This window comes from Vibrio brasiliensis LMG 20546 (assembly GCF_000189255.1).
In the GTDB taxonomy this organism is placed as follows: domain Bacteria; phylum Pseudomonadota; class Gammaproteobacteria; order Enterobacterales; family Vibrionaceae; genus Vibrio; species Vibrio brasiliensis.
On the sequence record NZ_AEVS01000116.1, the window covers coordinates 22,905 to 49,093 of the forward strand.

Sequence of the window (26,189 nt, forward strand, 5' to 3'; positions counted from 1 at the left end):
AATTACTTAAGTTATTTTTAATTATGAATAGCTGTGAAATCTCGTGTAATTACAATGGATAAATCATGGATTGGAAAAGCCTCGAAAAACGATATATTGGTGACTTTCAGAAAACCAATATCTCATTACGTGATTGGTGTCACGCTAACAATCTTAAGTATAATACCGCTCGTAGGCACATTAAGATCCAGACGATAAAGCAGTTTCACAGCCATTCATCCAATAGCACAAAATGCGCATCTGATACTTTTAGCGCAGTGCGCACAAAGCATGACGGGTATAGTAAATACATTGCTCCTCAATATGCTGATGCAGCTAATCAAGTTAGCTCTCTAGAAGATGAACTTGCATACACAAGGGCCTTACTCGCCCATCAAGCCGATAGGCTCAAGTGGTTCAATGAGCAAGAAAGCTCGTTAGAAGGGTTTGATGGAAAGTTGCAGTTGGTTAAATCAACGCTCCCACTCTACGAGCTCATCGATAGAACAACTGCACGTATCGCAAGCCTAGAAATGTCTATTGCCAAGCTCCAACAAATTAAGCAATCCATTGAGAAAGACGAAATTCAAAAAGAACTGATCTTGGCGACCCTAGAGCAGAGAAAGCAGCATCAACAAGCCAGTCAGGTGACCTACAATATTGACTGGTAAATTGTTGCTACGAGGATAGTGGTTAAGACTAGACCCACCAGCAGTGTGAGCAAACATTAGCTTGTCGACTACAAAGCCTCTACATATCAATTTTCGAACTGTCACAAACGTTCAAATCGGCTTGTAGGGTATCGAGATAGTTTTTCGTGTTCACGCCATACTTAGAACGTTTAAATTCATTAATGCCTTGTTTAAGAACGTTAAGTAACAGGTTCACCATAAGTAATGAAGCATCTTGAAAGACTAGACAGTGATTACTGAGTGTCAAATTTCAGCACTTTGTAGATATACAGATATAACGCTAAAACTATTAGGCTGTCTATTAAGAGTCTAGCTTTGTCACTAATGTACCCAACTTCTTTTTGCTCGCTTGGTTCCAAACAGCAGTGAAGCGCATCTATCCATAAGTAACTAAGTAAAACCACAGTAAAGAAGGTAGCAATTAGTAGAACCCTCTCAATCGCTGATGGTGATAGTAACTCAAAGACAACAAGCGCAAACACAACGAGGGGAACGACGTATAGCAATGACGTAAATGTTGCAAGTTCATCCATCTGCGTTCCTCCGATTCAATAGAACCTGCAGAACATCGTACATCGCGATATATATGGCAATAGCAACGAAAGAAATTAGACTGTTTGTAAACGAGTACCCAATGAAAATCGAGTCACTAAAGAGTGAGTTACCATCGATAAAACCTATGTTAACCATCCAAGAGTACAGAATGATGGCAGTCAACATCCCTGAGCAAAAGCGGAATGCTCTTCTTATCAAGTAAGGCTTTGCTAAGGGCTTACTAGCAATCAAGTAAATGATAACTGGAGCAATAAGTAACAAAAACTCAAAATACGCCATGTTACGTCATCCATGTCAATGGGCTTAATTAATAATTATAGTATAAGGGTTACCTAATATTAGCTTTTGCTCTAGTTAGTTGTAGATTTGCTAAAGATCTGGCAGTACGAATAACGTGCGAAAGAACTTCCAAATCAGGGGGACTACCAATTTCCAGTAATGCACTAGCAAGAAGCATTTGTGCGGGACTCACGGGTATGCCGTTTGGCAAAACAAGGATGTCCTTTCGTATGTAGAAATCTATCCATTCTTCACTAGTGGATAGTTCACGGAAAAATACAGCTTCATAAACCGCTTAGGTTCATTAGGAATACGCTGGCAGGTCCTTGGACAGAAACGTTTTAACTTATCTATACAACCTTACTAGCAGCTACTGACTAAAATCGATGAGATTTTTCTTTGGCATTTGAATATCAAGCAAACTACACCATTTCAGACATGATATGGGGAAGGCAAAACTGGCTATCTAGCCTTGTGGACTATATGATGAAGTGATGGCTGGGTAAACAAGGATAGCAATCAGCATGAAAAAAGTAGTACTTAATACTGAAAACACCCCCGAGCGATTAAAATTGGTTTTGGATAGCACTCGACTTGGTATGTGGGATTGGTCTCCCGTGACAAATCAAGTCGTGTTTGATTTTAACTGGGCTAGCATGCTGGGTTTAAAACTGAGCGACCTATCAATGACTTTGAATGATTGGTCCTCCCGCGTTCATCCAGACGATATGGACTCCTGCCTTGCCGACATAAAGGCGCACCTTGAAGGCAAAACCGACTTCTATGAAAACATGCATCGAATGAGGCATGCTGATGGGAGTTGGGTTTATATTTTAGATCGCGGCAGGGTGGTAGAACGAGACAGTGAAGGAAATGCGCTACGTTTTACTGGCACCCATGCTGATATGACAGCGCTAAAAAATGCTGAGTTTGATGCATTACTCGCGACCAAAGCGAAAGAGCGATTTTTCTCAAGTATGTCACATGAATTACGAGCCCCACTCCATGCGATGCTTGGGTTATTGGAAATCGTGCGAAACGAACCCAACACGAGTGATGTTCAGGACAAACTGAAAATCATCAGTGAGTCGGGTTTGCACCTATTGAACATGGTGAATAACATACTCGACGCAAGCCGTTTACAGCATACCTCGTTGAACATTAAGAACAGTGAGTATGACCTGGTTACTTTGTTGAACGATGCATACGATTTGTTCTCTCACAGAGCAGAAGAGAAGGGATTGAAGTTTGATGTCATCAATCGACTCGATTCATCGCAATGTTACCTTTTATCAGATCGCTCGCGAATGTTTCAAGTACTAATCAACCTGCTCTCTAACGCCATCAAATTCACCTCTTCAGGTTCGATATCAGTTGTGTTGGAACAGCACGTTCAAGGGGTACGGGTTTGTGTGTATGACTCTGGGCAAGGTATTGATGACCTCTCTGCCATCTACAAACCTTTTTTCTCAAAAGATGTCAGTGAAAAATACGATGATGCGACTTCCACAGGGCTCGGTTTAAGCATTTCAAAAGAAATCGTCGAAACCTTGGGTTGTCAGCTTGAAGTCCAGTCAAGTGTCGGGGTCGGTTCCGAGTTTTCAATAGTGATCCCCTCCTCCTTAGTAACAAAAATAGTGTCTGATAAGTGCCGTTCGTCGCCGGAGGTACCTAGCATAAAAAACAGTTTGGAGGGGAAAACCATACTCGCTGTGGACGACACTCCGATGAACCTTATTTTACTTAAGGCAATGTTATCTCCGACATCCGTTGAGTTAATCACCGTGAAGAGTGCGCAGCAAGCCATGGATGTATTGGGACACACGCAAGTCGATGTGATCCTTACAGATTTACATATGCCTATCCAAGGGGGGGTAGAGCTAACGAAGCAAGTCCGAGCTTCTTCCGTTAATCAGGACCTTCCCATCATTGTCTTATCAGCGGATACCAAACACGAGGCTTGGCCCACGTGTGAAGCCGCGGGTGTGAATACCTATTTGGAGAAACCGTTTTCATCCAATCAACTAGTAGCGGCAATCTGTGAACTCACACTTATGTAATTTTTAGATCACCTTGCTCTATTACGATTGCCAATCAATGAGACAAGCCACGTATGGACGTCCTATTTAGAAATATGTTGGTCATCAGCGCATATAGGCATAGTGGAGAGTATCTACCCTAAACGGCTTCGGGGCAGAGCCGTGCTAGCGATAAACACGCTGGCACGCCCTTGTACAAAAACGGTAGATAGCTCACAAGGACACCGGAGCAAGGTCTCCCTAAGCATATTGCTTCAACACCACTAAGCAACCTTCGTAAGTGCCCCAGACAAGTACAGAGCTATTAGGTGTTTTTCAAAAGGCGGTAGAGAGTTGCTCGCCCAATACCTAGCTCTTTTGCTGCTTGAGACTTCGAACGCCCCTTATCTAAAAGCTTCTGTATATCACCACCAGTAACGTTAGCTTTAGGTCTACCGATGTGTTTACCTGATGCCTTAGCCGCTGCAATCCCTTCTGCTTGACGCTCGCGAATCAGTTCTCTCTCCATCTGCGCGACTGCTGCCAGTATGCTGAGTACGCCTTTTTGAGCTGCACTCATCGAACCATCAAATCGCATGCCTTCTTTGTGGAACTGTACTGATACACCCTTGCTATTCATTTGTTCCACCAAAGTAACCGCGTCTCCAGCACCTGAACGACAAATTCTATCTAAGCTGTGGACGTGTAAGGTATCTCCTTCCCTTACGTAATCTAAGCACGCCTTTAGTTGTGGTCTATCAGTAGTCTTAGCGGAAACCTTTTCTTCAAACGTTTTATCGAGGTTAACGCCAACTAACTGCCTATCTGTAGACTGCTCTACCGTACTAACTCGAATATATCCAACATCTGCCATTTCAATACCCCACCGTCTCAAAACCCTTTAAGACTTTTAGTATTACATGTATCAAAATAACCAACAAGACCTTTTGACACAAAAATTGATACAGTCTCAAAAGGTATACTTTAGATACACACTACCAATTCAACCTGCATCTACCAAACATTTATATTGATCCAAGTCCCCCACTAACTAGGATCACTGAGGTGGTGGAAAATACTAGCTTCGAAAGCCAGTAAAGGAACTTAAGAATGTACAAGACTCAATCAAATGTTGTAGACCCATGTAAGAGGCGCATTCACTTATTGTGTAATAAGTTTGAGAGCGTCGATGTTGACGGCTTGGAGGACTGGGAATTTCATGAATTTAGAGGCAAAGCTGAGTCTTGCTTAGATATCGCGAAAGACTGTGGCTATAAGGAAGAAATTTCTCGCTTAAAAATGTTACTCGGGAAATGACTGTAGCTCGAAGGCAAAGCAATAACCAACATCTAACGCAGGGCTCCTAGCAGTCCTGCGTTCTCAAAATCGCCTTTGGCCCTTTTCTTAACTGAACTAAAGCTGATTCACAATTGATGACTATGCGTTGGCCTTACCATAATTATCCGAAGAAGTTCTGACACAAATCTCTTGCAAAAAATTCACAAGCATCCTGTGTAATGATAAGCACATCACGTATCTGGAGCAGTAGTGCTAGTTAAACCCTATTTAGTGCCGCTCTGCATTGAATCCTGTTAACTCTATCTCTAAGTTTGAGAAGGTAGCATTCTTGTAAATACACGCATCGAGAAGAACATATAGTATGGCGACGCTTTCAACTTTAACTCACGACTTAGCAAACATTTTTACTCTAGACACCGCTTTGTACATCTTAGCCATTATTATTGGGTATGGGGTCGCTGCTACTTACTGGGCTCATTTAGTCAGAGTCCATCAAGTAAATGTAGCCAGAAGTCGTGGTGGCAACTTTGCTGTATCTAAGGAAAATTGTGACGATAGCTCGTCAAGTTATCTGTGGCATGAGTTCATCTGTATTTATTCACGTCACCAGACGTCGGAAAAAGATCAGGAATGTGATAAACGGCGGAGATCGCATTTTGCGAAAAAGATTAAGTAATCATCGCTCACGAGTTAAGCTGATTTAGCTTTGAACCCGACTATCCTAAACACATATGCATCATTTGAATCAGCGATGCCTCAAGAGAAGTATTCTTAACCACGTTCACTTAGGCAGTTCTGACCAAAATTTATCTGCTAATCACAGAGTCAGGCAACTCAGAACTGACACATTTTTGCCCCAAAATTGTTTAGAGTAAATGGTCATTGGATTTTTGATGCTGTTTGTTTGACCTACCAAAACTTATCCGAATTCAGCACATCTAGAATTATACATCACTGAGCAGTTCAACCTCTCAATGTGATTTTTAACTTATTGATTAAACATTGAAGCCATAGGTTATAGACTGCATTACATGGGCGTGCAATATAACGTATGGCCGTATAGATAAACGTTAAATATAGCCCTCAGACAGGTTGAGGGCCATTTACAATTTTGCTAATAGTACTCTGTTGGACACCATATTGAGATGCCAGCTGAACTTGATTATAACGACCTGAATGATAGAAGTGATAAATCTCTTTTTTAGCTATATCACTAAGTCGAGATGTTGGGAACTGTACATTTGCAAGCTGCACTAGCTGGTTATAAGCGGTAATGTGTCTATTTAAGTTATCTCGGCATCTATTTAACTCAAGCATTAAAGACGAATATTTTAAGGCATCCTCTTCTGTGCTCATTGTGCTTTGGAGCATTCGAAGCTGTGCTTCGTAAGTATTGTAATGATGCTGTAATTCAGTAACTGCTTGTTTAGATCGAGCTAGGTCTTCGCGGGTAACTTGCTGTTGTTGCTGAATTATGGGTTCAAAATGCATGTTCTTGTACCTTTGGAATAAATGGAATACCGAAAGAATACAGAAATATTCCATTTATTCCAAGCGATTTTTTGGTTTCAAGATACTTTTACTAATATGTTAGAAACAATCTATGGCAATTCCCTAAATCGTTTCTGCCCAAGAGTGCGTTAGCAACCATTTCTGCTAACTGTGATTGTCAGCTCATTTAGATACACGGAGAACTACCGACGTAAGCAGTTAGTCGAGATAGTTCTCTTATCTAATTTCGAGCAATCGACTCTCCCAAAGCTCCAGTGCACTTCTCTTCTCGGTCATATAGTCATAGCGATCATAATGCTTGCTAGAGACGTCATTGAGAGCGTGGTTTTGGATACGATCCCTGATTTCCTTTGTCAGCCCTGCGTCCCCTGCTAGCGTCTTTACCGTTCTCCTAATATCCCTAGGAACAAACTTACTGAAGCCTGTACGCTTGCAGAATAACCGAATAACCTTCGAAAAGTAGTTGGACTCTAGGTGCCCTGTAGCCGTTGAGCACGGAAATAGAAACTCACCTCTACCGCTCAGCTCACGCAATTGATAAAACAGATCCATCGCTGTACCAGTCAATGGTATTAGGTTAGGAAGGCCGTTCTTAGATATAGAGCCGACAATCTCAAATGTCTGTTCCTTGAAGTTGACAGACTCCCACTTGCTCGACATCACTTCGATTGGTCGTTGACCACCCAGATGGAAACACAGCTTGATCAAGATTTCGACATCTTGCCTAAAGTGTTCACTGTATTCTCCGCTCAAGAGGGAACTCGTTTCACTCCAAGTCAGCCACCTATCACCGACCTTATCGGCATTAGGCTGTTTAGGTACAGCTGTAACAGGGTTAAAAGATATGCCAAACAGTATTTCACTGCTCATATTGGCTGGATCGTTATCATGTCTTAACCCGTAATTAAACGCGGCGTGTAAATATGAACGTACTTTATTGCTTTGTACTATTGCTCCACGTTGAATCATTTTAGCCAGAACAAGCTTAATATCCGTAGAGGTAACATCCTTAGCTTTTCTATCCTGTGGTATCACGCTATAAACGTCAGTAGACATGGCCTTCAGCACACTCCTCCACGTTCGTTTACCGTCATCCTTCATCTTTTGCACATAACTTTCTACCAGCTGTTGGAAGCTGCCTCTCATCGCCTCTGCAGCTTTGACCTCGGCTTCTTCGCGTTTCTGCCCCTCAATCTCGCTTTTCGGGTCTTTGCCCTCTGCTAACATAGCTCGGTAAACGCTGACTTCTGCCCTTGCATCAACCAAAGACATCTCAGGAAAAACCCCAAGTCTAATGAAGGTTGCTTTACGTTGGTTGAAATACCTAAATACAAACCGCTTAGACGCTTTGGTTACCTGAACGCCTAACTTACCCATACCACGCTGCTTATCGCTATCCCATATGTAGAAAGGGTTTGCTTTGGGTTTAACACCCTTTATCTCTGATACAGTTAGCATAGGAAAGTTCTCCGGCTTCCTTGTTTGACTAAGTAGCAAATTTAGTCAAACAATTAGTCAAACAAGGATAAAATCATTTAGAGCACCACGTTACCGCATGAAAGGCAGAAAAACAATAAACAACTGTTTTATATGAAATTAATTTATCTAACGATATCGAGAGAGATCCTATGAAACCTAAAACCTATCGACTCCTAAGGGATAGGTCACAGGTTCGAATCCTGTCGGGAGCGCCAGACCTCACAACGGACTAAATGATTACTTGTCATTTAGTCCGTTTTTGCTTCTTACCGCCAAAACTTCTCTTCAATTTACAAGATTCGAACCGCTTTCTTACCTGAAAGAAAATCAAACCACCTACACTGTAATGACAGACCATACGTTGTGCGAGAAATACCACATAGCGGCGCAAACAAACCTTCAACAATTGAAAACAAATCATCTAAAATAGTTATTAATAAAGTTATCGATAGTCACAGAATGAAAAAGAGTAACTTAGAGACGAACACTGGTCATCGCTTCATATCAAAAGCTAAAACAGCCTACAAAATTCATATCCACACACCGGATGACAAGGTTCTTCATCGCTCTGTGGGATACATTCGTATCGGTGAAAAAAAGGGGCTGAAAAAGGCAATCAAGCTGCGTAATGAACTTGGTAGCGAAATGTGGGGTAAATTTTGGCGCAAGCTGCTTAAAGACCCTTATCTGATGACTCGTCTGCCCCACTCTCTTGAACCCAAGATAATTTTTAAGCCCAGACCAACCAAAGATAATCCTACGGCAAAAGATGAATGTTATATTGCCGCCTGGCGTAACTATGATGCGGATGGAAAGCTGATCTATAAAAGTGTCGTCTGCTCAATCAAGAAGCATGGCCGTTTGGCGGCCTACTCAAAAACCAAAAAAGCACTGCTGGAAGCCAACAAAGAGAACCTTGAGATCCTTGAGTTTATGGGACGGCTAAACAGCATCGACCTTAAATAGTACAAAATAAAAAAGCTTTGTGTTTCCACAAAGCTTTTTAATACATCAAGCAATCAAAGTGTCGCTAGCCACTTTCAACTTTTCGTCGCAACTACTCTTGGTACTCGAAAGCAGGAACAACAATTTCTACGCGGCGGTTCTGCTCTCGGCCTTCACGTGTCTCATTTGAAGCAATAGGGTTATTCTCCCCTTCACCACTTACAGTAATACGGCTGCTATCGATACCTTCACTCTCTAGTGCATTTGCTACTGATTGAGCACGCTTCTCAGATAACTTCTGGTTGTATGCTGCAGCGCCGCTAGAGTCGGTGTAACCTGTTATTTCGACATTAGCTTGTGGGTATTGATTCATAAACTGAACCAGTTCATCAAGGATTGATTTACTTTCTTCTTTCAACTCTGAACTATTTAGCGCAAAGCTACCTGAATCAACGAGTTTAGTTTCGAAAGTTTTAACCACTGGTGTAACAACCACTTCCTCAACAACCGTTTCTTCAACAACTTTCTCTTCGATCACAACAGCCTCTTCCTGTTGAGGCTCACTGCCACCAAACTTGTATACTAGGCCAAGTGTCGCACTGTTCACTGCTGCTTTAACAAGATCATTGTTCACATCAGTCAGGCGTTGATATTCAATACGTACTGCGAAATTGTCATCAGACTCAATCTCAAAGCCGATCGCGCCTAAGTATGAGTTATCATCCTTGTTGCCGTACTCGACACGAGCGCCACCCAACTTACCGTATACAGAAATGTCTTCTGTCAAAGGTAGATTCAGTTTAGGTGCAATAGTAAATGCTTTTACTTTTTCATCCGCTAGCCCGTCAGCGGTAAACTCACCCAGGTAGTCATAACCCGCTTCAAGCGACAACATATCAAAGAACTCATAACCTGCGATAACGCCAGCTGTCATTGAATCATCGTCACAATCACTTGTCAGAGCAGTACATGCATCATCAAGCCAGGATTTACCGACTTTACCACCTAAATAAAACTCTGCGTTTGCACTTGCTGACGCTAGTAACAAAGCCCCCGACATAACCACTGCTAACTTTTTCATGAGAACTCCCTCATCAATCAGATGTTTACCTATTCCATGAGCCCAGAAATACTTGGTAAACGATATAGTAATATTGCATATCCAACTCAAATTGATATGCAAGCTTTATAACGAAGGGATTATAAGTGTTTTCACTGTCTCACGAATAAGACAAAGCCCCAACCAGAGGTTGAGGCTTCAATACTAACGTTGTTTTATATTATTTATTATTGCTGAACTTGGTACTCGAATGTCGGTACAATCACTTCAACACGGCGGTTCTGTTGACGACCTTCACGAGTATCGTTTGACGCTACAGGGTTGTTTTCACCTTCGCCGCGAGCAGTAATACGTGATGCATCAATACCTTTTTGCTCTAGGGTAGACGCTACAGATTCTGCACGCTTTTCAGAAACTACCTGGTTGTATTCAGCCGCGCCTGATGAATCTGTGTAGCCGATAACTTCAACTTTAGCTTGTGGGTAAGTGTTTAAGAACTCTACCAGTTCATCTAGCTGAGATGCGCTCTCAGGCTTAAGCTGAGTGCTGTTTAGTTCGAAGCTGCCTGTACCTAGAAGCTGAGTTTCAAAAGTCTTAGTTTCAACAACTGGTTCTACTGGCGTTTCTTCAACAACTTCTTCGACCATCTCTTCTTCAACAACGACAACTGGCGCAGCTTCTTCGTTGCTACCGAACTTGTACACTACACCAAGAGTCGCGCTGTTGCCCATTGCACGAACTTGCTCGTTGTTTGCATCAGTGATTGTTTGGTATTCAACACGTACTGTAACATTCTCGTGTGAATCGAATTCTACACCTGCAGCACCCATGTATGATGCATCTTCTTTGTTACCGTACTTAACGTAAGCGCCACCAAACTTACCGTATAGTGAGATGTCGTTTGTAATTGGCAGATTCAGTTTAGGTGCCAACGTGAACGCTTCTACTTTATCGTCATTGAGACCATCAGTAGTGAACTTACCCAGGTAATCATAACCACCTTCAATTGATAAGAAATCCCACATTTCGTAACCAACGAATGCACCCGCAGTAGAAGCATCATCATCACAGTTTGCTGTCGCTGCTGTACAAGCGTCATCTAACCATGATTTACCAACTTTACCACCCACGTAAAGCTCAGCCATTGAAGGTGCTGATGCAAGAAGAAGTGATGCTGAAATTACCGCTGCTAATTTTTTCATTGTTTTGATTCCTCAAATCTGAATGTTTTTTAGCCTGAGTGCACATTTCCATTTACCCTTTTGAAAGGCCTAAATGGAAACAGGGCACGACTTATCATTTATCTTGGCTAAAACTAAACTTGTAGTAGATATCTCTACCCAAGTAAGAATACGCAGCGAACTATAAACTCATTTCTCAGAATTCAAAGTAGGATTTTGTCAAAGCATTGTTAGAGAAAAATCAGAAAATCCACATCAGATAATGGGAAGCTAAGTAGGATAAGGCATAAGCGAAGATCAAATTTTTTCCGATAAAAATCAAAAAACTAGGGAACAAAATCAAAATTCTCAATACTGAGAAAGACAATTGTAGGGTTGAAGCTACAACTAAGTTGTTAGCCTGAACATCAGATAAAAAAAACCGCAGCCTTTCGCCGCGGTTTCGTTTTAGATAAGGTAGTACGCTTATGCGTTAGCTTCGCGTTGTGCGATAAACTCCAACGCCATCTTGATGCGAGCGATACAACGCTCTTTACCAATGAGTTCCATTACGGCGTCAACAGAAGGAGACTGACCGCCGCCCGTTACTGCTACACGTAGTGGCATACCAATCTTGCCCATACCGATTTCTAGCTCTTCGCATACTGCTGTGATAACACCGTCTTTGATATTAGCGGTTGTCCAGTCAGTAACAGCTTCAGCTTTAGCCAATGCAAGCTCTAGAGGCTCTTTCGCTACGCCACGCAGATGTTTCTTCGCCGCGCCCGCTTCAAACTCAGAGAAATCTTCGTAGAAGTAACGGATTTGCTCTGCCAGCTCAACTAGCGTGTTACAACGTTCACCAACTAGCTTGATCACTTCTGTGATTGCCGGGCCGTCAGTCACGTCTAGTTTTTGCTCATCAAGGTGCCACTGCAGGTGCTCAGCAACATAAGCAGGATCTGAGTTCTTGATGTAATGGTTGTTCAGCCATTGAAGCTTTTCAGTGTTGAACGCAGACGCTGACTTAGACACTGCATTTAGGCTGAATAGGTTGATCATCTCTTCTTCAGAGAAGATTTCCTGATCACCATGAGACCAGCCAAGACGTACCAGGTAGTTGTTTAGTGCCGCTGGTAAGTACCCCATATCGCGGTACTGCATTACTGATACAGCGCCATGACGCTTAGATAGTTTTGCACCATCATCACCCAGAATCATTGCACAGTGTGCGAATGTTGGTACCGGTGCACCTAAGGCTTCATAGATGTTGATCTGACGAGGCGTGTTATTGATGTGGTCTTCACCACGAACTACGTGAGTGATACCCATATCCCAGTCATCGACAACAACACAGAAGTTGTAAGTCGGAGAACCATCAGTACGACGGATGATTAGGTCATCCATTTGATCGTTGCGGATCTCGATGCGACCACGGATTTGGTCATCAAATACTACACTGCCTTGCTTCGGGTTACGGAAGCGGATAACGCACGGGTCGCCATCTTTCGCCGCTTCGTTTGCCGCTTTAATCTTAGGATGGTTGGCATCGTAACGAGGCATCTCTTTGTTCGCTTCTTGCTCTGCACGAATTTCATCAAGCAGTTCTTTAGATGCGTAACATTTGTAAGCTTTGTCTTCAGCAAGCAGCTTATCAACCATTTCGTTATAACGATCAAAACGTTGAGTTTGGAAGTAAGGGCCTTCATTCCACTCAAGACCTAGCCATTTCATACCTTCCAGAATCGCATCTACTGCTTCTTGAGAGTTACGCTCAAGGTCAGTATCTTCGATACGTAGTACGAATTCACCACCTTGGTTTTTAGCATATAGCCAAGAGTAAAGTGCAGTACGAGCACCACCAACGTGTAGGTAGCCTGTTGGGCTAGGAGCAAAACGAGTTTTAACCGTCATGTAAAATACCTTGATTGTCTGAATGACCGCACCACCCCGTTTTAAAGAAGAGGAATGGTGCCAAAATTGCGCGTTATTTTAGCACCGATATGCAAATCTACAATCAATCGTTAATATGTTTTACTGCCCAAGAGATAAACTCTTGGCGCTCAGCCGGACTCATCAATAGAAAATCACTTTGAATTGCGCCGCTATGACGACTATTGTCCTGTTTAGATACCTTGTCAGACTGCAATTTATTGTTGTTTCTCAAGGTAGGAGTCTCTACTGATACAGCGGCCACTCCACCAGCCAAGTTATACTCTTCAAGCATTGCGTCGTAATCATGGATCAGAGCAAATGATTGATTAAAAATCTGCTCTGTAATAATGGCTACCGGCTGACCATTGCGAGTGACTTTAACTGTCGGTTGCTTCTCAAACTTACGCACTCCGCGCTGGTCGCGAATCGCAAATGGGGTTTCAAACAGCAAGGTTTCATTACTTGCATCAAAGGTAACAACCATTGGGTTAGAGTTGAACTTTTGCTTACCACCGTTTCCATCAACCATTGCCGTAACACGCAGTAAGACCTGATTGTGTCCATTGGCTATTTTTAGATCACCTTTGGCTTTTTTCGGAATCTGGTTTATCTGCTGGTTAACCGCCAGTATTTCTACACGGTTATCGGTGTGAATAGTGACTTGGGCATTAGCCATACTGCTGACTAACACTAAAGCTACGGCTGCGAATAGTTGCTTCATACTCTCTTCCTCACGGTTTACAAACGGAAAAAGGCGGACACAGTGTCCGCCTGATCATGGCTTAGTTATTAGAATGTCCACTCTGTACCGATACGAACCATTAGGTCGTCATCGAACGTAGAGTCGTCTTGTTGAGTTAGACGTAGGAAGGTGTAAACAGAGTTGAATGAGTAACCAAATTCACCACTGATAGAGGTTGAATCTAGATCTTTGTTTTCAACGCCGTCTTGCTCACCGCTTTGGTCTGCGTAACCTACACGGATGTTCGCGTTACCGAAGAAGTAGTTAGCTTGAATAGAGTAAGCATCGATTTCACGCTTGGTGTAGCCGTAATCGCCACCGCCGTTGGTTGAATCGTAAGAACCTGTTTTGTAAGCACCTAAGATATTGAAGTTATCCATTGGACGCAGTTCGAAGCCTACAAAGTAAGAGTCTGTGTCACCAACAGAAGCTGCTTTACCTACCTCTTTAATGTCTAGAGGGTTCCCAGGAGTTGCATTGTTTGTGTCAAACACGTTGTCAGTTGCACTTTCAAACTCTGTGCCTTTCGCCGTTTCAAATGCTGCATGTAGCGTTAGCATATCCATTGGTGCAACGGTCACAGAGCCACCAAAGAAGTTTGAATCTTCGTGGTTTTCGCTACCGTTACCGCCAGCCAGGCTGAACTTAACCATATCAGCGAACATTGGTGAGTCGTAGCGTGCCATTTGACTCTTACGGTCGAAGTGGTAACGCTCGCCGCTACGCCATGCACGGTCAAATGTACGGCCTAGGTTTGATGCAGAGTACGGCCAGTCAACAAGTTCGTATAGTGGTGTCAACATACGACCAAAACGAACTTGACCCCAATCGTCGCCACGTAGACCAACGAAAGTGTCACGGTTACCTAAATCAGCACCGTAATCAAGTACCCAGCCAGACTCAACTTGAGCAAATGCCGTTACATTGTCAGTCATCGCTTTCGCTGCACGGAAACCAATACGAGTTTCGTTTTCAAGCGCCCAACCGTCATCTGGACCAGTTGCATTAGACGCGCCGTAATCTACAGCAGAGATAGAGACAACGCCGTAAACCTCTACGTTAGCGTCATTCGGATCGCCCAGCATATACGCATTAGCAGTACCAGCGGCCATGGTAGTTGCGGCGATTGCTGCGCCAAGAAGAGTCTTTTTAAAGTGAGACATAAGATTAACCCCTATTGTTTTTGAATTTTTCCTTGTCCCCCTCTCACATATCTAACTGTATGTTTCGAGGGGAACTATTTATGGACGGGGTCATGGTGACAAACTTTTTTTGCGGCGAAAAAAGATAGAAAAAATAATCTGATTGGCTTCAAATCAACAAAATATAAAACAAAGTAAAACAAATAAATTCAGACACTTAGATACAAACCTTAAGAAACATAAACGTCAAAGTCACCTTAATGAGTATTCAGTAAGCTTACACTCGACAAAATCTGCAATTGAGATCACTGTGATTTTTTATCTATTTACGGAACTTTATATTTCCAAAATAAAAAGTTTGAAATGTCTCGCAGGCAAAGAGGTGCCAATCTCCGTCAAATGGCCGATTTTGACGTTTTGTTTAAATGCTTGACCTTACCCTTGCGGTAAGGTTTAGGCTTAACGACAATAAATAATTGAGGTGGTGTTATGACTAAGTTTGATATCCCGCTTACAGGCTTAAACTGTATGGGTTGCGCGAGAAAAGTTGAGCGAGCAATCACAGCAGAACATACAGTCAAGATCAGTGACTTGTCGCCGACTTTCGTCTCTGTAGAAACTGACAGTTCATTTTCTACTATTGCTCAATCTATAGAGCAGCTCGGCTATCAGGCTGGCCATAAATATCATTTATTCTTAACCGGTCTAAATTGCGCTAAATGTGTGGCTAAACTAGAGCAGGCATTAAAGCAATCTGACCTTAATGGCGACTTCACAGTTACCAAAACTGAACTCAATCTCGTTTCACTCCATTCGCAACAGGAAGTCATTCAGCTGATTGAGTCTCTTGGTTATAAAGCCAGTACAGCCTCTCCCCAATCAGAACCAGAACAAATTGTGGAAGAGCAAGATGTTCAAGTGGAGGTAGAGCAAGAAGTATCATCGACTCACTCTGCGCATTTACTTATCTCCGGCATGACCTGTGCCAGCTGCGTCTCATCAGTAGAAAAAGCGCTGACCTCTGTCGCCAGTGTGACTAAAGCCCAGATCAACCTTGCCGAGCAGAGTGCATTGGTCTTTACCACTCAGCCTATCGAAGTCATTGAAAAAGATCTGCTAGCCTCAGTCTCACAGTCAGGTTATCAGGCACAAATCATTGCTGACCCCGAGACACAACAACAGAAGCAGCTAGAACAGCAACAAGCAGCACAGGCACATCATAAAAAGAGTGCCTGGTTAGGCCTGATTATTGGTGCACCATTAATGCTTTGGGGCATCGTCGGCGGGAACATGATGATCCGTAATAGCCAAGATCAGTTAGCTTGGGGGGTCATCGGTCTTGTCTGTTTATGGCTACTTGCCACAGCAGGGCGAACCTTCTTTACCAATGCTTGGCAAGCACTCACTCACAAGCGAGCCACTATGGATACTTTAGTCGCGTTAGGCACTGGTGCTGCTTGGCTCTTCTCTATGTTAGTGGTCACTTTCCCACAATGGTTTCCGGCCGCTTCACGACATGTTTACTTTGAAGCGAGCGCGATGATTATTGGCCTGATATCGCTTGGTCACTATATAGAAGCCAAAGCTAAGGCGAATACCACCCGCTCACTTCAGGCTCTGATTAATCTTCAGCCTCAGGTGGCGACTCTGGTGACGGAACAAGGCGATCGAGACATCACTATCGACGAAATTAGTCTTGGAATGAGACTGCGGGTGAAACCTGGTGAAAAAGTGCCCGTCGATGGCATTGTTGAGTCGGGTGAATCTTATCTTGATGAGTCAATGCTAACTGGCGAACCAGTACCGGTAAATAAACAATCCGGCGATGCGATTTCTGCAGGCACTATCAACCAAGACGGTAGTTTAATCATTCAAGCCTCTGGTGTAGGCAGTGATACCATGCTTTCGCGCATCATTACTATGGTCCGCGAGGCACAAAGCAGCAAACCCGCGATCGCCAAGCTTGCGGATCAGATTTCGTCGGTGTTTGTTCCTGTAGTCGTCGCGATTGCGATCTTCTCTGCGCTGGTATGGTTTATGGTGGGTCCGGAACCGAAAGCCAGCTATATGTTAGTGGTCACTACTACCGTTCTTATTATTGCCTGTCCCTGCGCACTAGGCTTGGCGACACCGCTTTCCGTCACGGTTGGCATAGGTAAAGCTGCCGAAATGGGCATACTGATTAAAGATGCGGATGTTCTGCAGTCGGCAAGTAAGATAGATACTGTTGTATTCGACAAGACAGGCACATTAACTCAAGGCAAACCTAATGTGCAGAACGTCTATGCAGTCGATGACAATAGCGAGCGACTACTAACTTTAACCGCGTCAATAGAGCAGCAGTCAGAGCACCCGTTAGCCAAAGCTATTGTCGGTCAAGCGAATCAACAAGGACTTACCCTGTCTGAAGTTACAGACTTTGAAAACCGCCGAGGTCAGGGAGTGTTTGCCACTGTTGAACAACAAACCATCGCCGTCACTTCTCTCGGTTACGCACAAACACAATCTTGGGATCTCACCGAGGTTGATGATGCGCTACAGCAATACTTAGACAAAGCCTGGACTCCAATCGTTATCGCTGCGAATAACAAGGTTATTGGCGTTATCGCTATTGCCGATCCGATAAAGTCTGATGCTAAAGAAGCGGTAGAAGCACTTAAAGCTAACCATATCACGCCGATTATGCTTACTGGCGATAACCCGCGCGTTGCCCAAGCCATCGCTGATCAGTTAGGAATTGAGCAAGTAATCGCGCAAGTATTACCTGATGAGAAAGCTGGCCATATCGCTCGTTTACAAAATGAAGGTCGTTGCGTTGCAATGATAGGTGATGGTGTTAATGATGCCCCAGCCCTTGCTCTTGCTGATATTGGTATCGCTATGGGTGGTGGTAGTGATGTTGCTATCGAAAGTGCACAGATGACACTATTAAATTCTTCACCGCTGTCTGTTATCAGAGCCATAGAGCTGTCTAAGGCAACGGTGCGTAATATGAAACAAAACTTATTTGGAGCCTTCGTCTACAACTCGTTAGGCATCCCTATTGCAGCTGGTGTGCTTTATCCCAGCTTTGGCTTTTTGCTCAGCCCTGTTGTTGCAGGCGCAGCAATGGCACTTTCCTCGATTACCGTAGTAAGCAACGCTAATCGTTTAAGACTGTTTAAAATTTCGTAGAGGTTACTATGAATCGTAATTTTTTTGCCCTGGCAACACTGACTCTGCTTTCTGGCCATGCGTTAGCTGCAGACGTAATCAACCATAAATCACCTTATTGTGGCTGTTGCACCGAGTGGACAAAGCATATGCAAGATGCAGGTTTCACTGTCTCAGAAAAACTGCATGAAAACATGAACCCGATTAAACAAAAGCTTGGCATTACACCTGAACTTGCTTCTTGTCATACAGCAGAAATTGACGGCTACGTTTTTGAAGGTCACATTCCAGCGGAAGACATTAAAGCTTTTCTTGAAAACCCACCGCGTAATGCCAAGGGACTTGCTGTCCCTGGAATGCCAATGGGATCTCCTGGTATGGAATATGGCAATGAAAAAGACGAGTATTCGGTCTATGCCTTCAACGAAAAAGGTCAGGTATTCGAGTACCGCCACTACCAAGGCAACAAATAACCAATTTTGTTGAACTGATTTGAATGGCGCTTTCATTGTCAGCATTGCTGATGAAAGCGCTGTTTATTGCTTAATAATCAGTTGCATAGATCTAAATATAGATCAAGTTTAACTCCGTGTAGTTTTGTTTTTAGCATTCTTACCTGCCCTCAGATAACTTTCTCTTCCGCTGAACAACGCCCTGCTCTCTGGCGTTCACCAATACTTGCTGCATCAACACATAACCTGAGATGCACAGTTAAACACTTATATCGGATACATTTGAGAACTATTATGCGTAAACATCTACTTATTGCTGCGACAGCTGCAGTCGTTTCCTTGCCATCATTTGCTAACTCTCCTTACGTAGCTGTGGAGTTAGCCGGCGGTGCATACAACACCTCAGTCTCCGAGGCAGAAGATCAAACGATCGTGGACAACCTAGACAACGCTGGGGCTATCGCTATCAAAGCTGGCTCTTACTTGAATGACAACGTACGCGTCTATGGTTACTTACAATATAACGGTGAAAGTGAGCTTACTTATATAGATCCATTTGCTGCTGAGGTTGCCAAGTTTCGTTTAGAAGGCTATCAATTTGGCGCTGGTTCTGACTATGTTTACCACCTGGATAATAGCTTCTACCTGCTAGCAGGTGGCTCGCTGGGCTTTTACCAGAGTGAGTTGGAGACAAGCGTTAACATATCAGGCCTTAGCATAGCGACTACAACGAGTAAAAACTCAGGCCTGACCTATGGCCTAAACGCTGGTATGGGCTACATGTTCACTGATCACTTTGGTATGGAAGCGGGTTACCGTTTCAACTACTACTCTGGCAACGAGCATAAAATTGGCAACGAACCTTTAGCTAAGTTTAACTCGTCAAACCAGGGCTACATCAACGCGACGTACAAGTTCTAGTCTGATTCAACTCGGTGCATTTCCCCTGATGCACCGAGCATCTCAAAAATGAGACATGCGCACTTCGGCGCCAAGGATTCTATAAGTAGCGATGATCTTTTTGTAGAATGCGCGGCGTCTTTTTGCTCTCTAAATACCCTCTATGAACTTACTCGCTCAGGCCAAACAAAGTGGTCATCATATTGCTATTGCCCACTTAATCTATGATCCAAAAGATAAAACTCTGACCAATGACGGTCAGCAAGTTGCGCTAGAGCCGCGTAATGTCGCCTTACTGGAAGTACTATTATCAAATATTGGCGAACCTACCTCTATCGAGCAGTTCATTGAACAAGTCTGGGACAGTCAATACATCTCTAAAAATGTAGTCACTAACCGTATTAGCTTACTGCGCAACCTACTGCGCGAAAATGTTCCTGATATCGACTCTACTAAGCTTATCGTGACTTACCCGAAAAGAGGCTACTATATTCTGGGTAATTATGTTCAATTAGTTGAACCTGCAAGCTGCGTCTCTCATTCAGAAGAAGTACGAAAGAGTGACAAACAACGTCACAGTTTCAAACCAACTAAGCGATTTTTATCCCTCTTTGCGCTTACTGTAGCTAGCTTGTTCGCTCTGATCGCGGTGGTAAATACCTTCTTTGATGTAAAAGTTGAATCAAAGGGACAAGCGTTGTACGTACCTCAGGTGCGTCTGTTACTTGATCAGATCTCTTCATCCCAACAGTCAACACATCAAGACGCTCTTCGCCTCAAAGTTCTGTTACTGCACGCCTACAGCCACTCACCTTATATCCATCTGGCAAACATGCGTTCACCAAGCTACTACCTAATGAGTCTGAGCGAACACCGCCACTTTCCGGGGGCAGATGCACTTAGCGACTCTGATTACCAACTTACATTTAACCTGATAAAAGATAGTCATGACGTTGATAAACTAGAAGTTATCCTAAACCACTCTGCTTCAGCACGTGTGGCATGGCGTAACCTATACACCTTGAACAGTAATCAACTAATAGAGACTATCAACAGACTCAATGCCGACTTAACAGAGTATTTCAAACTGCCCGCACCAATCGTATCGATAAAGCAGCAACTTCAAACTAATTTAAGTCAGCTATCTGAAACGGATTTTGATCAGTTGGTAAACCAGGATATGAGTGGTGCAGAGATCAGTTTTTATACCAGAGAACTGCTTTTCAGTACTCAGCCAGCAGAAGTACTGACTCGATGGATCAATAAAGTAAAACAAACGACGCCGACACCTTCTCCCGAGCTTCATATGCTGCTGGCACTGCTCACGTATCGCGCAGGTGACATCGAGAAAAGTCTGCAGATGTTACAAAGAGAGTATGTGGCGGAAATACCGAGTAATGCGCTGATATTGATGCTTCAGGCGAACATTAGCCGTAAAAAACGTAACATGGAGCAGTACTTAAGTAATTATCTTAAGGCTACTGCCGCATTAACCATTACTTTGCCTGCCCAGCAAGTACTCGACCACTACATCAGTCAAAATAAACAATCGGCCTGTTTAGGCCTATGGAAAGATGCACTATCTAATATTGAGTATATCCATATGCCTAATAGCATCCTTTGGCAGGGAGTTGAGCGTTTTTGTGCGCCTATCAACAAAACGTAAATAACAAAGCCCGGCAAATGCCGGGCTTTATATTGGACAGTCATCTATTCGCTTTAGAAGCCGTATGATGCACCAAATACGAATGCGTTGTTTTGCTTGCTTGAGCCATCGGCGTAGTCAGCACCGTTAGCCTGACTGCGGAATTCAAAGTAAGGCTGAACTCCAGTACGTGTCCAAGTTACACGTAGCTCGTGGTCCATTGTGTCCTGTTTCTTCATATCGCCAGCAAGATTGTATTGCGATTCGTTACCGGCAATCACGTAGACGTTGTTATAGCTTAGTGATACATCTTCATTTAGCACATAACCGATACGGTTATCGAAACGGATGTCATTATCCAGGCTGCTGTCTTCGTTAATGTGCAGACGAGTACGGTTGCTAATTGATAGACCGTTATCAAAGTTATAACCAATCTTAACCAGTGGGCGGTACTGCGCTGTTGAACCATCAACTAACAAGTGTTGGTAGCCTGCAGCAACCCATAAATTGTCAGTAATGTTGTATGACTGCTCACCACCAAGAGTTACACCGATAGAGTAGTTTTCACCATCAACCACTGGGTCACCAATTGAGATACCGTCAAACTCAGTGTAAACCGTTAGACCACCAACAGAGTTATCAAATGTATGACCAGCTTCTAACGTTGATGTTGCGCTGTTACCGTGCAGGTCGTCATCATGAAACTGAACGTTACCTGTTACGTAAGATGAGCCTGCGAAAGCAGTTGAAGCGAATGCAAGAGAAAGTGCGCTAAGAGTAAATAGTTTTTTCATTGTAATCTGCCTTAAATACAAAAGTGAGCCGCGGTTCTTGTCCGGTATTTCTTCACCGCCGACCGCAAAGAAGGTTTGCCTCCCTGGCTTGGCTTTCATAATGTCGGATTTAATTTACGATAAAAAATAAATCCGAATTTTGTGCGACACGGTTCAACGTAAAAAACAGAAAAGTTATTTAACCCTTACAAATCAGATGGTTGAAAAATGTAAAAACTTAGCAATAGATAAAAGCAAGATCTAACTCACATCAATACACTTGCGAATGCCGATTAGACTTATCTGGATCACAGCCATTTTAGCTTTTTGTTATTTTTCGATAATAATAATCCGATCCCGATCACTTAAATATCCGCTAAATGAATAGACGCTAATTTGATTTGAACGAGCGCTGCCGATCGTTTTGACGTAGCCAGAGACGAAAAAGACTGCCAATGGCAGCCTTTGATGAAGTCAGTTCTATCGATTAACGGTTAGTAATTAACTGAGCCATCATCTCAATATGTAAGTCGTCGTCGTTAAGACAAGGGATATAGGTGAATTGCTCACCACCGTGCTCAGTGAAAATCTCGCAACATTGGTCGGAAAGCTCTTCCAGTGTTTCAAGACAGTCAACAGAGAAAGCTGGAGCAAGAATATCGAGTTTCTTAATGCCTTTACCTGGTAATTTTTCCAGAGTTTTGTCGGTATATGGCTGCAGCCACTCTTCACGACCAAAGCGAGACTGGTAGGTCATACCAATTTGGTTTGGAGCCAAGCCAAGTTCGCGAGCCAGCAACGTTGTTGTCTTGTCACAATGTTGCGGATAGATATCACCATTGTCGGCATAGCGTTTAGGAATGCCGTGATAAGAGCAAAGTAGGTAGTCACCTTTGCCATTCTCTTGCCATGAGCGTCGCACGCTCTCCGCAAGTGCCTTAATGTAGAGAGGATGATCGTGATAATCGCGAACAAACTGATAGTTTGGCACGACCGGCATCTTCTTAAAGGCTTTAGTCAAACCATCAGAAACAGCCGCTGTCGTTGTACCTGAATACTGAGGATATAAAGGCAGAACAATAATGTCTTCCACACCTTGTGCCACTAGCGCTTCTAGTCCGGTTTGTAGGCTAGGATTGCCATAAGTCATACCCAGTTCAACGGGCATATCAATTAAAGCTTTTAGCTTCTCGACCTGCCTTTTTGAATAGACCATCAATGGCGATCCTTGCTCCATCCACACTGACTGATACAGCTTAGCCACTTTCGGTGCACGGATAGGTAGTATCACACCATGCAAAATCGGACACCACAACCAGCGCGTCATATCGACCACTCGTTTGTCATGGAGGAACTGACCCAAAAATTGCTTCACTGCCGGGGCCGTTGCTTCATCAGGGGTACCCAGGTTAACGAGTAGCACACCTTGTCTCTTACTATTTTGCATAGCTTCCTATCGATTCTAAAATGGTTGTTTACGTATTTAAGATCTTGATAGATCACGTATAAGCATAAAAAAAGCGACCTTGTCAGGTCGCCTTCACTATAACAAATTTTCAAAATTCGCTGTTAGCTATTTATGCTAGCGCTTTCTCGATATCAGCACTTACTTCAGCTACTTGCTTAGTACCATCAAACTTAAGGTACTTAGTGTTACCCGCTTCAGCTTCTGCACCGTAGTAAGCAATTAGCGGAGCTGTTTGGTCATGGTAAACACCCAGACGAGCACGTACTGTCTCTTCTTTGTCGTCATCACGAACAACCAGATCTTCACCAGTTACGTCGTCTTTGCCTTCAACTTTAGGCGGGTTGTAAACAACGTGGTAAGTACGACCTGAAGCCAGGTGAGCACGACGGCCAGCCATACGCTCTACAATCACGTCATCAGCAACGTCAAACTCGATAACGTAATCGACAGCAACACCCATTTCTTTAAGGCCATCAGCCTGAGGGATAGTGCGTGGGAAGCCATCTAGTAGGAAACCTTTTTCGCAGTCATCTTGAGCAATACGCTCTTTGATTAGACCAAGGATGATTTCATCAGAAACTAGCTGACCAGCGTCAATAACAGCTTTAGCTTGCTTACCAAGCTCTGTACCTGCTTTGATAGCAGCACGCAGCATGTCACCAGTAGAGATTTGCGGAACACCGTATTTTTCCATGATGAAATTTGCTTGTGTGCCTTTACCTGCACCTGGAGCACCTAGAAGAATGATGCGCATGTTGAATCCTCTTAAGATAATGATGATTTATACCGAAGCTCACTATGGTGTCGTCTATCACACAGCCTTAGCTCACGGTAAGTTTCGGTATAACTGTTATTACAGTTAACAATAAAACAGGCGTGCACATTACACGCCCGCTCGTTTGGTTTCAAGATTGCATTCTATCATACAATTTAAAACCAAAGCGCGAATTACGACTAAAGAATGCTTAAACACTCACATTTGCCGCTTAATTAACGCGCTTTATTCACAATTAACGCAAATAAGCTAAAAAGCCCGCAAGATGCGAGCTTTTTGGCAATTTTGAGCTATTAGCCCTTAGTCAAAAGCGAGTTGATAGCGCCTAAGAATTGCGACGGATCATCCATAGAACCTCGCTCAGCTAACATAGCTTGACCAAGCAGAAGCTCAACCCAACGACCAAACGCTTCTTCGTCAGCTTCATCAGCCATACGCTTAACTAAAGCGTGCTCTGGGTTGATCTCGAAGATGTACTTCACTTCTGGAGCAGCCTGACCAGCAGCTTCCAATAGTTTCGCCATCTGAGTTCCCATTTCAAAGTCGTCAGTAACAACCACCGCTGGCGTTGTCGCTAGCTTGAAGGTCGTACGAACTTCTTTAACACGGTCGCCTAAATACTCTTTAGTACGTTCAACGACAGACTTAAACTCTTCTTCAGTCTCTTTCTGTTTCTCTTTCTCAGCTTCATCTTCAAACTTGCTGAGATCCAGACCCGCTTTAGTGATTGACTGGAATTGCTTACCATCAAACTCAGTCAGGTAGTTCATCAGCCACTCATCGATGCGGTCAAACATCAGAATAACTTCAATACCTTTAGCTCTGAATTGCTCTAAGTGAGGGCTGTTCTTCGCCGCTGCATAGCTATCTGCAGTAAGGTAGTAGATCTTATCCTGACCTTCTTTCATGCGCTCAATGTAAGAGGCAAGACCGACCGTTTGATCTGCTGAGTCAACTTCTGTAGAGGCAAAACGTAGCAGCGCAGCAACTTTCTCTTTGTTGCTCATATCTTCTGCCGGGCCTTCTTTTAGTACCAGGCCAAACTCTTTCCAGAATGACTGGTATTTCTCTTCGTCATTCTTTGCCATACGCTCAAGCATAGTCAGAACACGCTTCGTACAGGCGTTACGCAGAGATTGAGTCACTTTGTTATCTTGCAGAATTTCGCGCGAAACGTTTAGCGGTAGATCGTTTGAATCTATTAAGCCACGAACGAAGCGCAGGTAAGACGGCATAAACTGTTCAGCGTCATCCATGATGAATACACGCTGCACGTACAGTTTTAAACCTGACTTATGGTCGCGGTTCATCATATCCCACGGAGCTTTAGCCGGGATGTAAAGCAGACTTGTGTAGTCGTTTTTACCTTCGACACGGTTATGACTCCAAACCAGCGGATCAGCAAAGTCGTGAGAGACGTGTTTATAAAACTCCTGGTATTCTTCTTCAGAGATATCAGACTTATTGCGTGTCCATAGTGCTTGAGCTTTGTTGATTTGCTCCCACTTTTTCTCGCCAGTCTCTTTACCTTCTTCATCACGAACCGCAGTTTGGATCGCAACTGGAATACCAATATGGTCAGAGTACTTGCTGATCACTTCACGCAGACGCCATTCATTGAGGAATTCTTTACCTTCTTCACGCATATGAAGAACGATATCGGTACCACGTGTCTCTTTCGAGATAGTTTCGATGGTGTACTCACCTTCACCAGCCGAATGCCACTGTACCGCCTCATCCACCGCAAGGCCCGCTGCACGAGTACGGACGGTTACTGCATCAGCGACAATGAATGCCGAATAGAAACCAACACCAAACTGGCCAATCAATTGAGAGTCTTTCGACTGGTCTTCAGATAGCTTAGAGAAGAACTCAGCAGTGCCTGACTTCGCGATCGTACCCAAGTGTTCGATCACATCGTCACGGCTCATACCGATACCGTTATCTGAGATTGTCAGAGTGTTCGCTTCTTCATTGAAGGATAGCTTTACGCCAAGATCAGCGTCGCCTTGATAAAGATCTGGATTTGACAGTGCCTGGAAGCGCAGTTTGTCAGAAGCGTCAGACGCATTAGAAATCAGCTCGCGTAAGAAAATCTCTTTGTTTGAGTACAAAGAATGAATCATTAGATGAAGTAATTGTTTTACTTCAGACTGAAAGCCACGAGTTTCTTTATTTTGTGTTACTGTTTCGCTCATGATAACTCCATTAGTTCTATAGTTATCA

The 26,189-nt window shown here is 43.5% G+C and carries 20 protein-coding genes; 8 read left to right on the forward strand and 12 right to left on the reverse strand.

Going from position 1 to position 26,189, the window contains the following annotated elements; genetic code table 11:
* Positions 1–65 precede the first annotated feature (65 nt).
* From RH46_RS21240 to RH46_RS21260, 3 genes are all read left to right on the forward strand, one after another.
* On the forward strand, positions 66–650 hold the full coding sequence (locus RH46_RS21240; RefSeq protein ID WP_006881586.1) for a hypothetical protein: 585 nt from the start codon (positions 66–68) through the stop codon (positions 648–650).
* Positions 651–1,305: 655 nt separating this feature from the next.
* Positions 1,306–1,428 (forward strand): hypothetical protein, encoded by a 123-nt coding sequence (locus RH46_RS22585; RefSeq protein WP_275664263.1) that lies wholly within the window; start codon positions 1,306–1,308, stop codon positions 1,426–1,428.
* A 601-nt stretch (positions 1,429–2,029) separates the two neighbouring features.
* The gene (locus RH46_RS21260) at positions 2,030–3,565 is read left to right on the forward strand and encodes a PAS domain-containing hybrid sensor histidine kinase/response regulator (protein WP_006881590.1); all 1,536 of its coding nucleotides are present in this window, start codon (positions 2,030–2,032) and stop codon (positions 3,563–3,565) included.
* A gap of 283 nt (positions 3,566–3,848) precedes the next feature.
* On the opposite strand, the gene RH46_RS21265 is transcribed toward RH46_RS21260, so the two are convergent.
* From RH46_RS21265 to RH46_RS21280, 3 genes are all read right to left on the reverse strand, one after another.
* Positions 3,849–4,397, reverse strand: coding sequence for a recombinase family protein (locus RH46_RS21265; protein WP_006881591.1), 549 nt, complete (start codon positions 4,395–4,397; stop codon positions 3,849–3,851).
* A 1,508-nt stretch (positions 4,398–5,905) separates the two neighbouring features.
* Positions 5,906–6,313: a hypothetical protein gene (locus RH46_RS21275; RefSeq protein ID WP_006881594.1), complete on the reverse strand. Its 408-nt coding sequence runs from the start codon at positions 6,311–6,313 to the stop codon at positions 5,906–5,908.
* A 237-nt stretch (positions 6,314–6,550) separates the two neighbouring features.
* On the reverse strand, positions 6,551–7,792 hold the full coding sequence (locus tag RH46_RS21280; protein WP_006881595.1) for a tyrosine-type recombinase/integrase: 1,242 nt from the start codon (positions 7,790–7,792) through the stop codon (positions 6,551–6,553).
* 480 nt (positions 7,793–8,272) lie between these two features.
* Between RH46_RS21280 and RH46_RS21285 the strand changes: the two genes are divergently transcribed.
* A complete protein-coding gene (locus tag RH46_RS21285; protein ID WP_006881596.1) occupies positions 8,273–8,779 on the forward strand; it encodes a hypothetical protein in 507 nt (168 codons plus the stop codon).
* A gap of 91 nt (positions 8,780–8,870) precedes the next feature.
* Here the strand turns inward: RH46_RS21285 and RH46_RS21290 are convergent, their stop codons facing one another.
* The 5 genes from RH46_RS21290 to RH46_RS21310 form a co-directional block, all read right to left on the reverse strand.
* Positions 8,871–9,839, reverse strand: a complete 969-nt coding sequence (locus tag RH46_RS21290) for an OmpA family protein (RefSeq protein WP_006881597.1) — start codon at positions 9,837–9,839, stop codon at positions 8,871–8,873.
* Positions 9,840–10,045: 206 nt separating this feature from the next.
* Positions 10,046–11,020 (reverse strand): OmpA family protein, encoded by a 975-nt coding sequence (locus RH46_RS21295; protein WP_006881598.1) that lies wholly within the window; start codon positions 11,018–11,020, stop codon positions 10,046–10,048.
* 444 nt (positions 11,021–11,464) lie between these two features.
* On the reverse strand, positions 11,465–12,892 hold the full coding sequence (gltX, locus tag RH46_RS21300) for a glutamate--tRNA ligase (RefSeq protein WP_006881599.1): 1,428 nt from the start codon (positions 12,890–12,892) through the stop codon (positions 11,465–11,467).
* Positions 12,893–12,995: 103 nt separating this feature from the next.
* Positions 12,996–13,634: a DUF2057 family protein gene (locus tag RH46_RS21305; protein WP_006881600.1), complete on the reverse strand. Its 639-nt coding sequence runs from the start codon at positions 13,632–13,634 to the stop codon at positions 12,996–12,998.
* A gap of 68 nt (positions 13,635–13,702) precedes the next feature.
* Positions 13,703–14,818, reverse strand: coding sequence for a porin (locus tag RH46_RS21310; RefSeq protein WP_006881601.1), 1,116 nt, complete (start codon positions 14,816–14,818; stop codon positions 13,703–13,705).
* 468 nt (positions 14,819–15,286) lie between these two features.
* Between RH46_RS21310 and RH46_RS21315 the strand changes: the two genes are divergently transcribed.
* From RH46_RS21315 to RH46_RS21330, 4 genes are all read left to right on the forward strand, one after another.
* A complete protein-coding gene (locus tag RH46_RS21315; RefSeq protein ID WP_006881602.1) occupies positions 15,287–17,971 on the forward strand; it encodes a heavy metal translocating P-type ATPase in 2,685 nt (894 codons plus the stop codon).
* An 8-nt stretch (positions 17,972–17,979) separates the two neighbouring features.
* Complete coding sequence (locus tag RH46_RS21320; RefSeq protein WP_006881603.1) at positions 17,980–18,423, forward strand: DUF411 domain-containing protein; 444 nt, start codon at positions 17,980–17,982, stop codon at positions 18,421–18,423.
* A 273-nt stretch (positions 18,424–18,696) separates the two neighbouring features.
* Entirely contained in the window at positions 18,697–19,323 is a 627-nt protein-coding gene (locus RH46_RS21325; protein ID WP_006881604.1) for an outer membrane beta-barrel protein, read from the forward strand.
* A gap of 142 nt (positions 19,324–19,465) precedes the next feature.
* Entirely contained in the window at positions 19,466–20,968 is a 1,503-nt protein-coding gene (locus tag RH46_RS21330; protein ID WP_006881605.1) for a winged helix-turn-helix domain-containing protein, read from the forward strand.
* Positions 20,969–21,021: 53 nt separating this feature from the next.
* On the opposite strand, the gene RH46_RS21335 is transcribed toward RH46_RS21330, so the two are convergent.
* From RH46_RS21335 to htpG, 4 genes are all read right to left on the reverse strand, one after another.
* Positions 21,022–21,741, reverse strand: a complete 720-nt coding sequence (locus tag RH46_RS21335; RefSeq protein ID WP_006881606.1) for an oligogalacturonate-specific porin KdgM family protein — start codon at positions 21,739–21,741, stop codon at positions 21,022–21,024.
* A 466-nt stretch (positions 21,742–22,207) separates the two neighbouring features.
* Entirely contained in the window at positions 22,208–23,167 is a 960-nt protein-coding gene (gene hemH, locus RH46_RS21340; protein ID WP_006881607.1) for a ferrochelatase, read from the reverse strand.
* Positions 23,168–23,297: 130 nt separating this feature from the next.
* Positions 23,298–23,942 (reverse strand): adenylate kinase, encoded by a 645-nt coding sequence (gene adk, locus RH46_RS21345; protein ID WP_006881608.1) that lies wholly within the window; start codon positions 23,940–23,942, stop codon positions 23,298–23,300.
* 314 nt (positions 23,943–24,256) lie between these two features.
* The gene (gene htpG, locus RH46_RS21350) at positions 24,257–26,161 is read right to left on the reverse strand and encodes a molecular chaperone HtpG (protein ID WP_006881609.1); all 1,905 of its coding nucleotides are present in this window, start codon (positions 26,159–26,161) and stop codon (positions 24,257–24,259) included.
* Between the last annotated feature and the right edge of the window lie 28 nt (positions 26,162–26,189).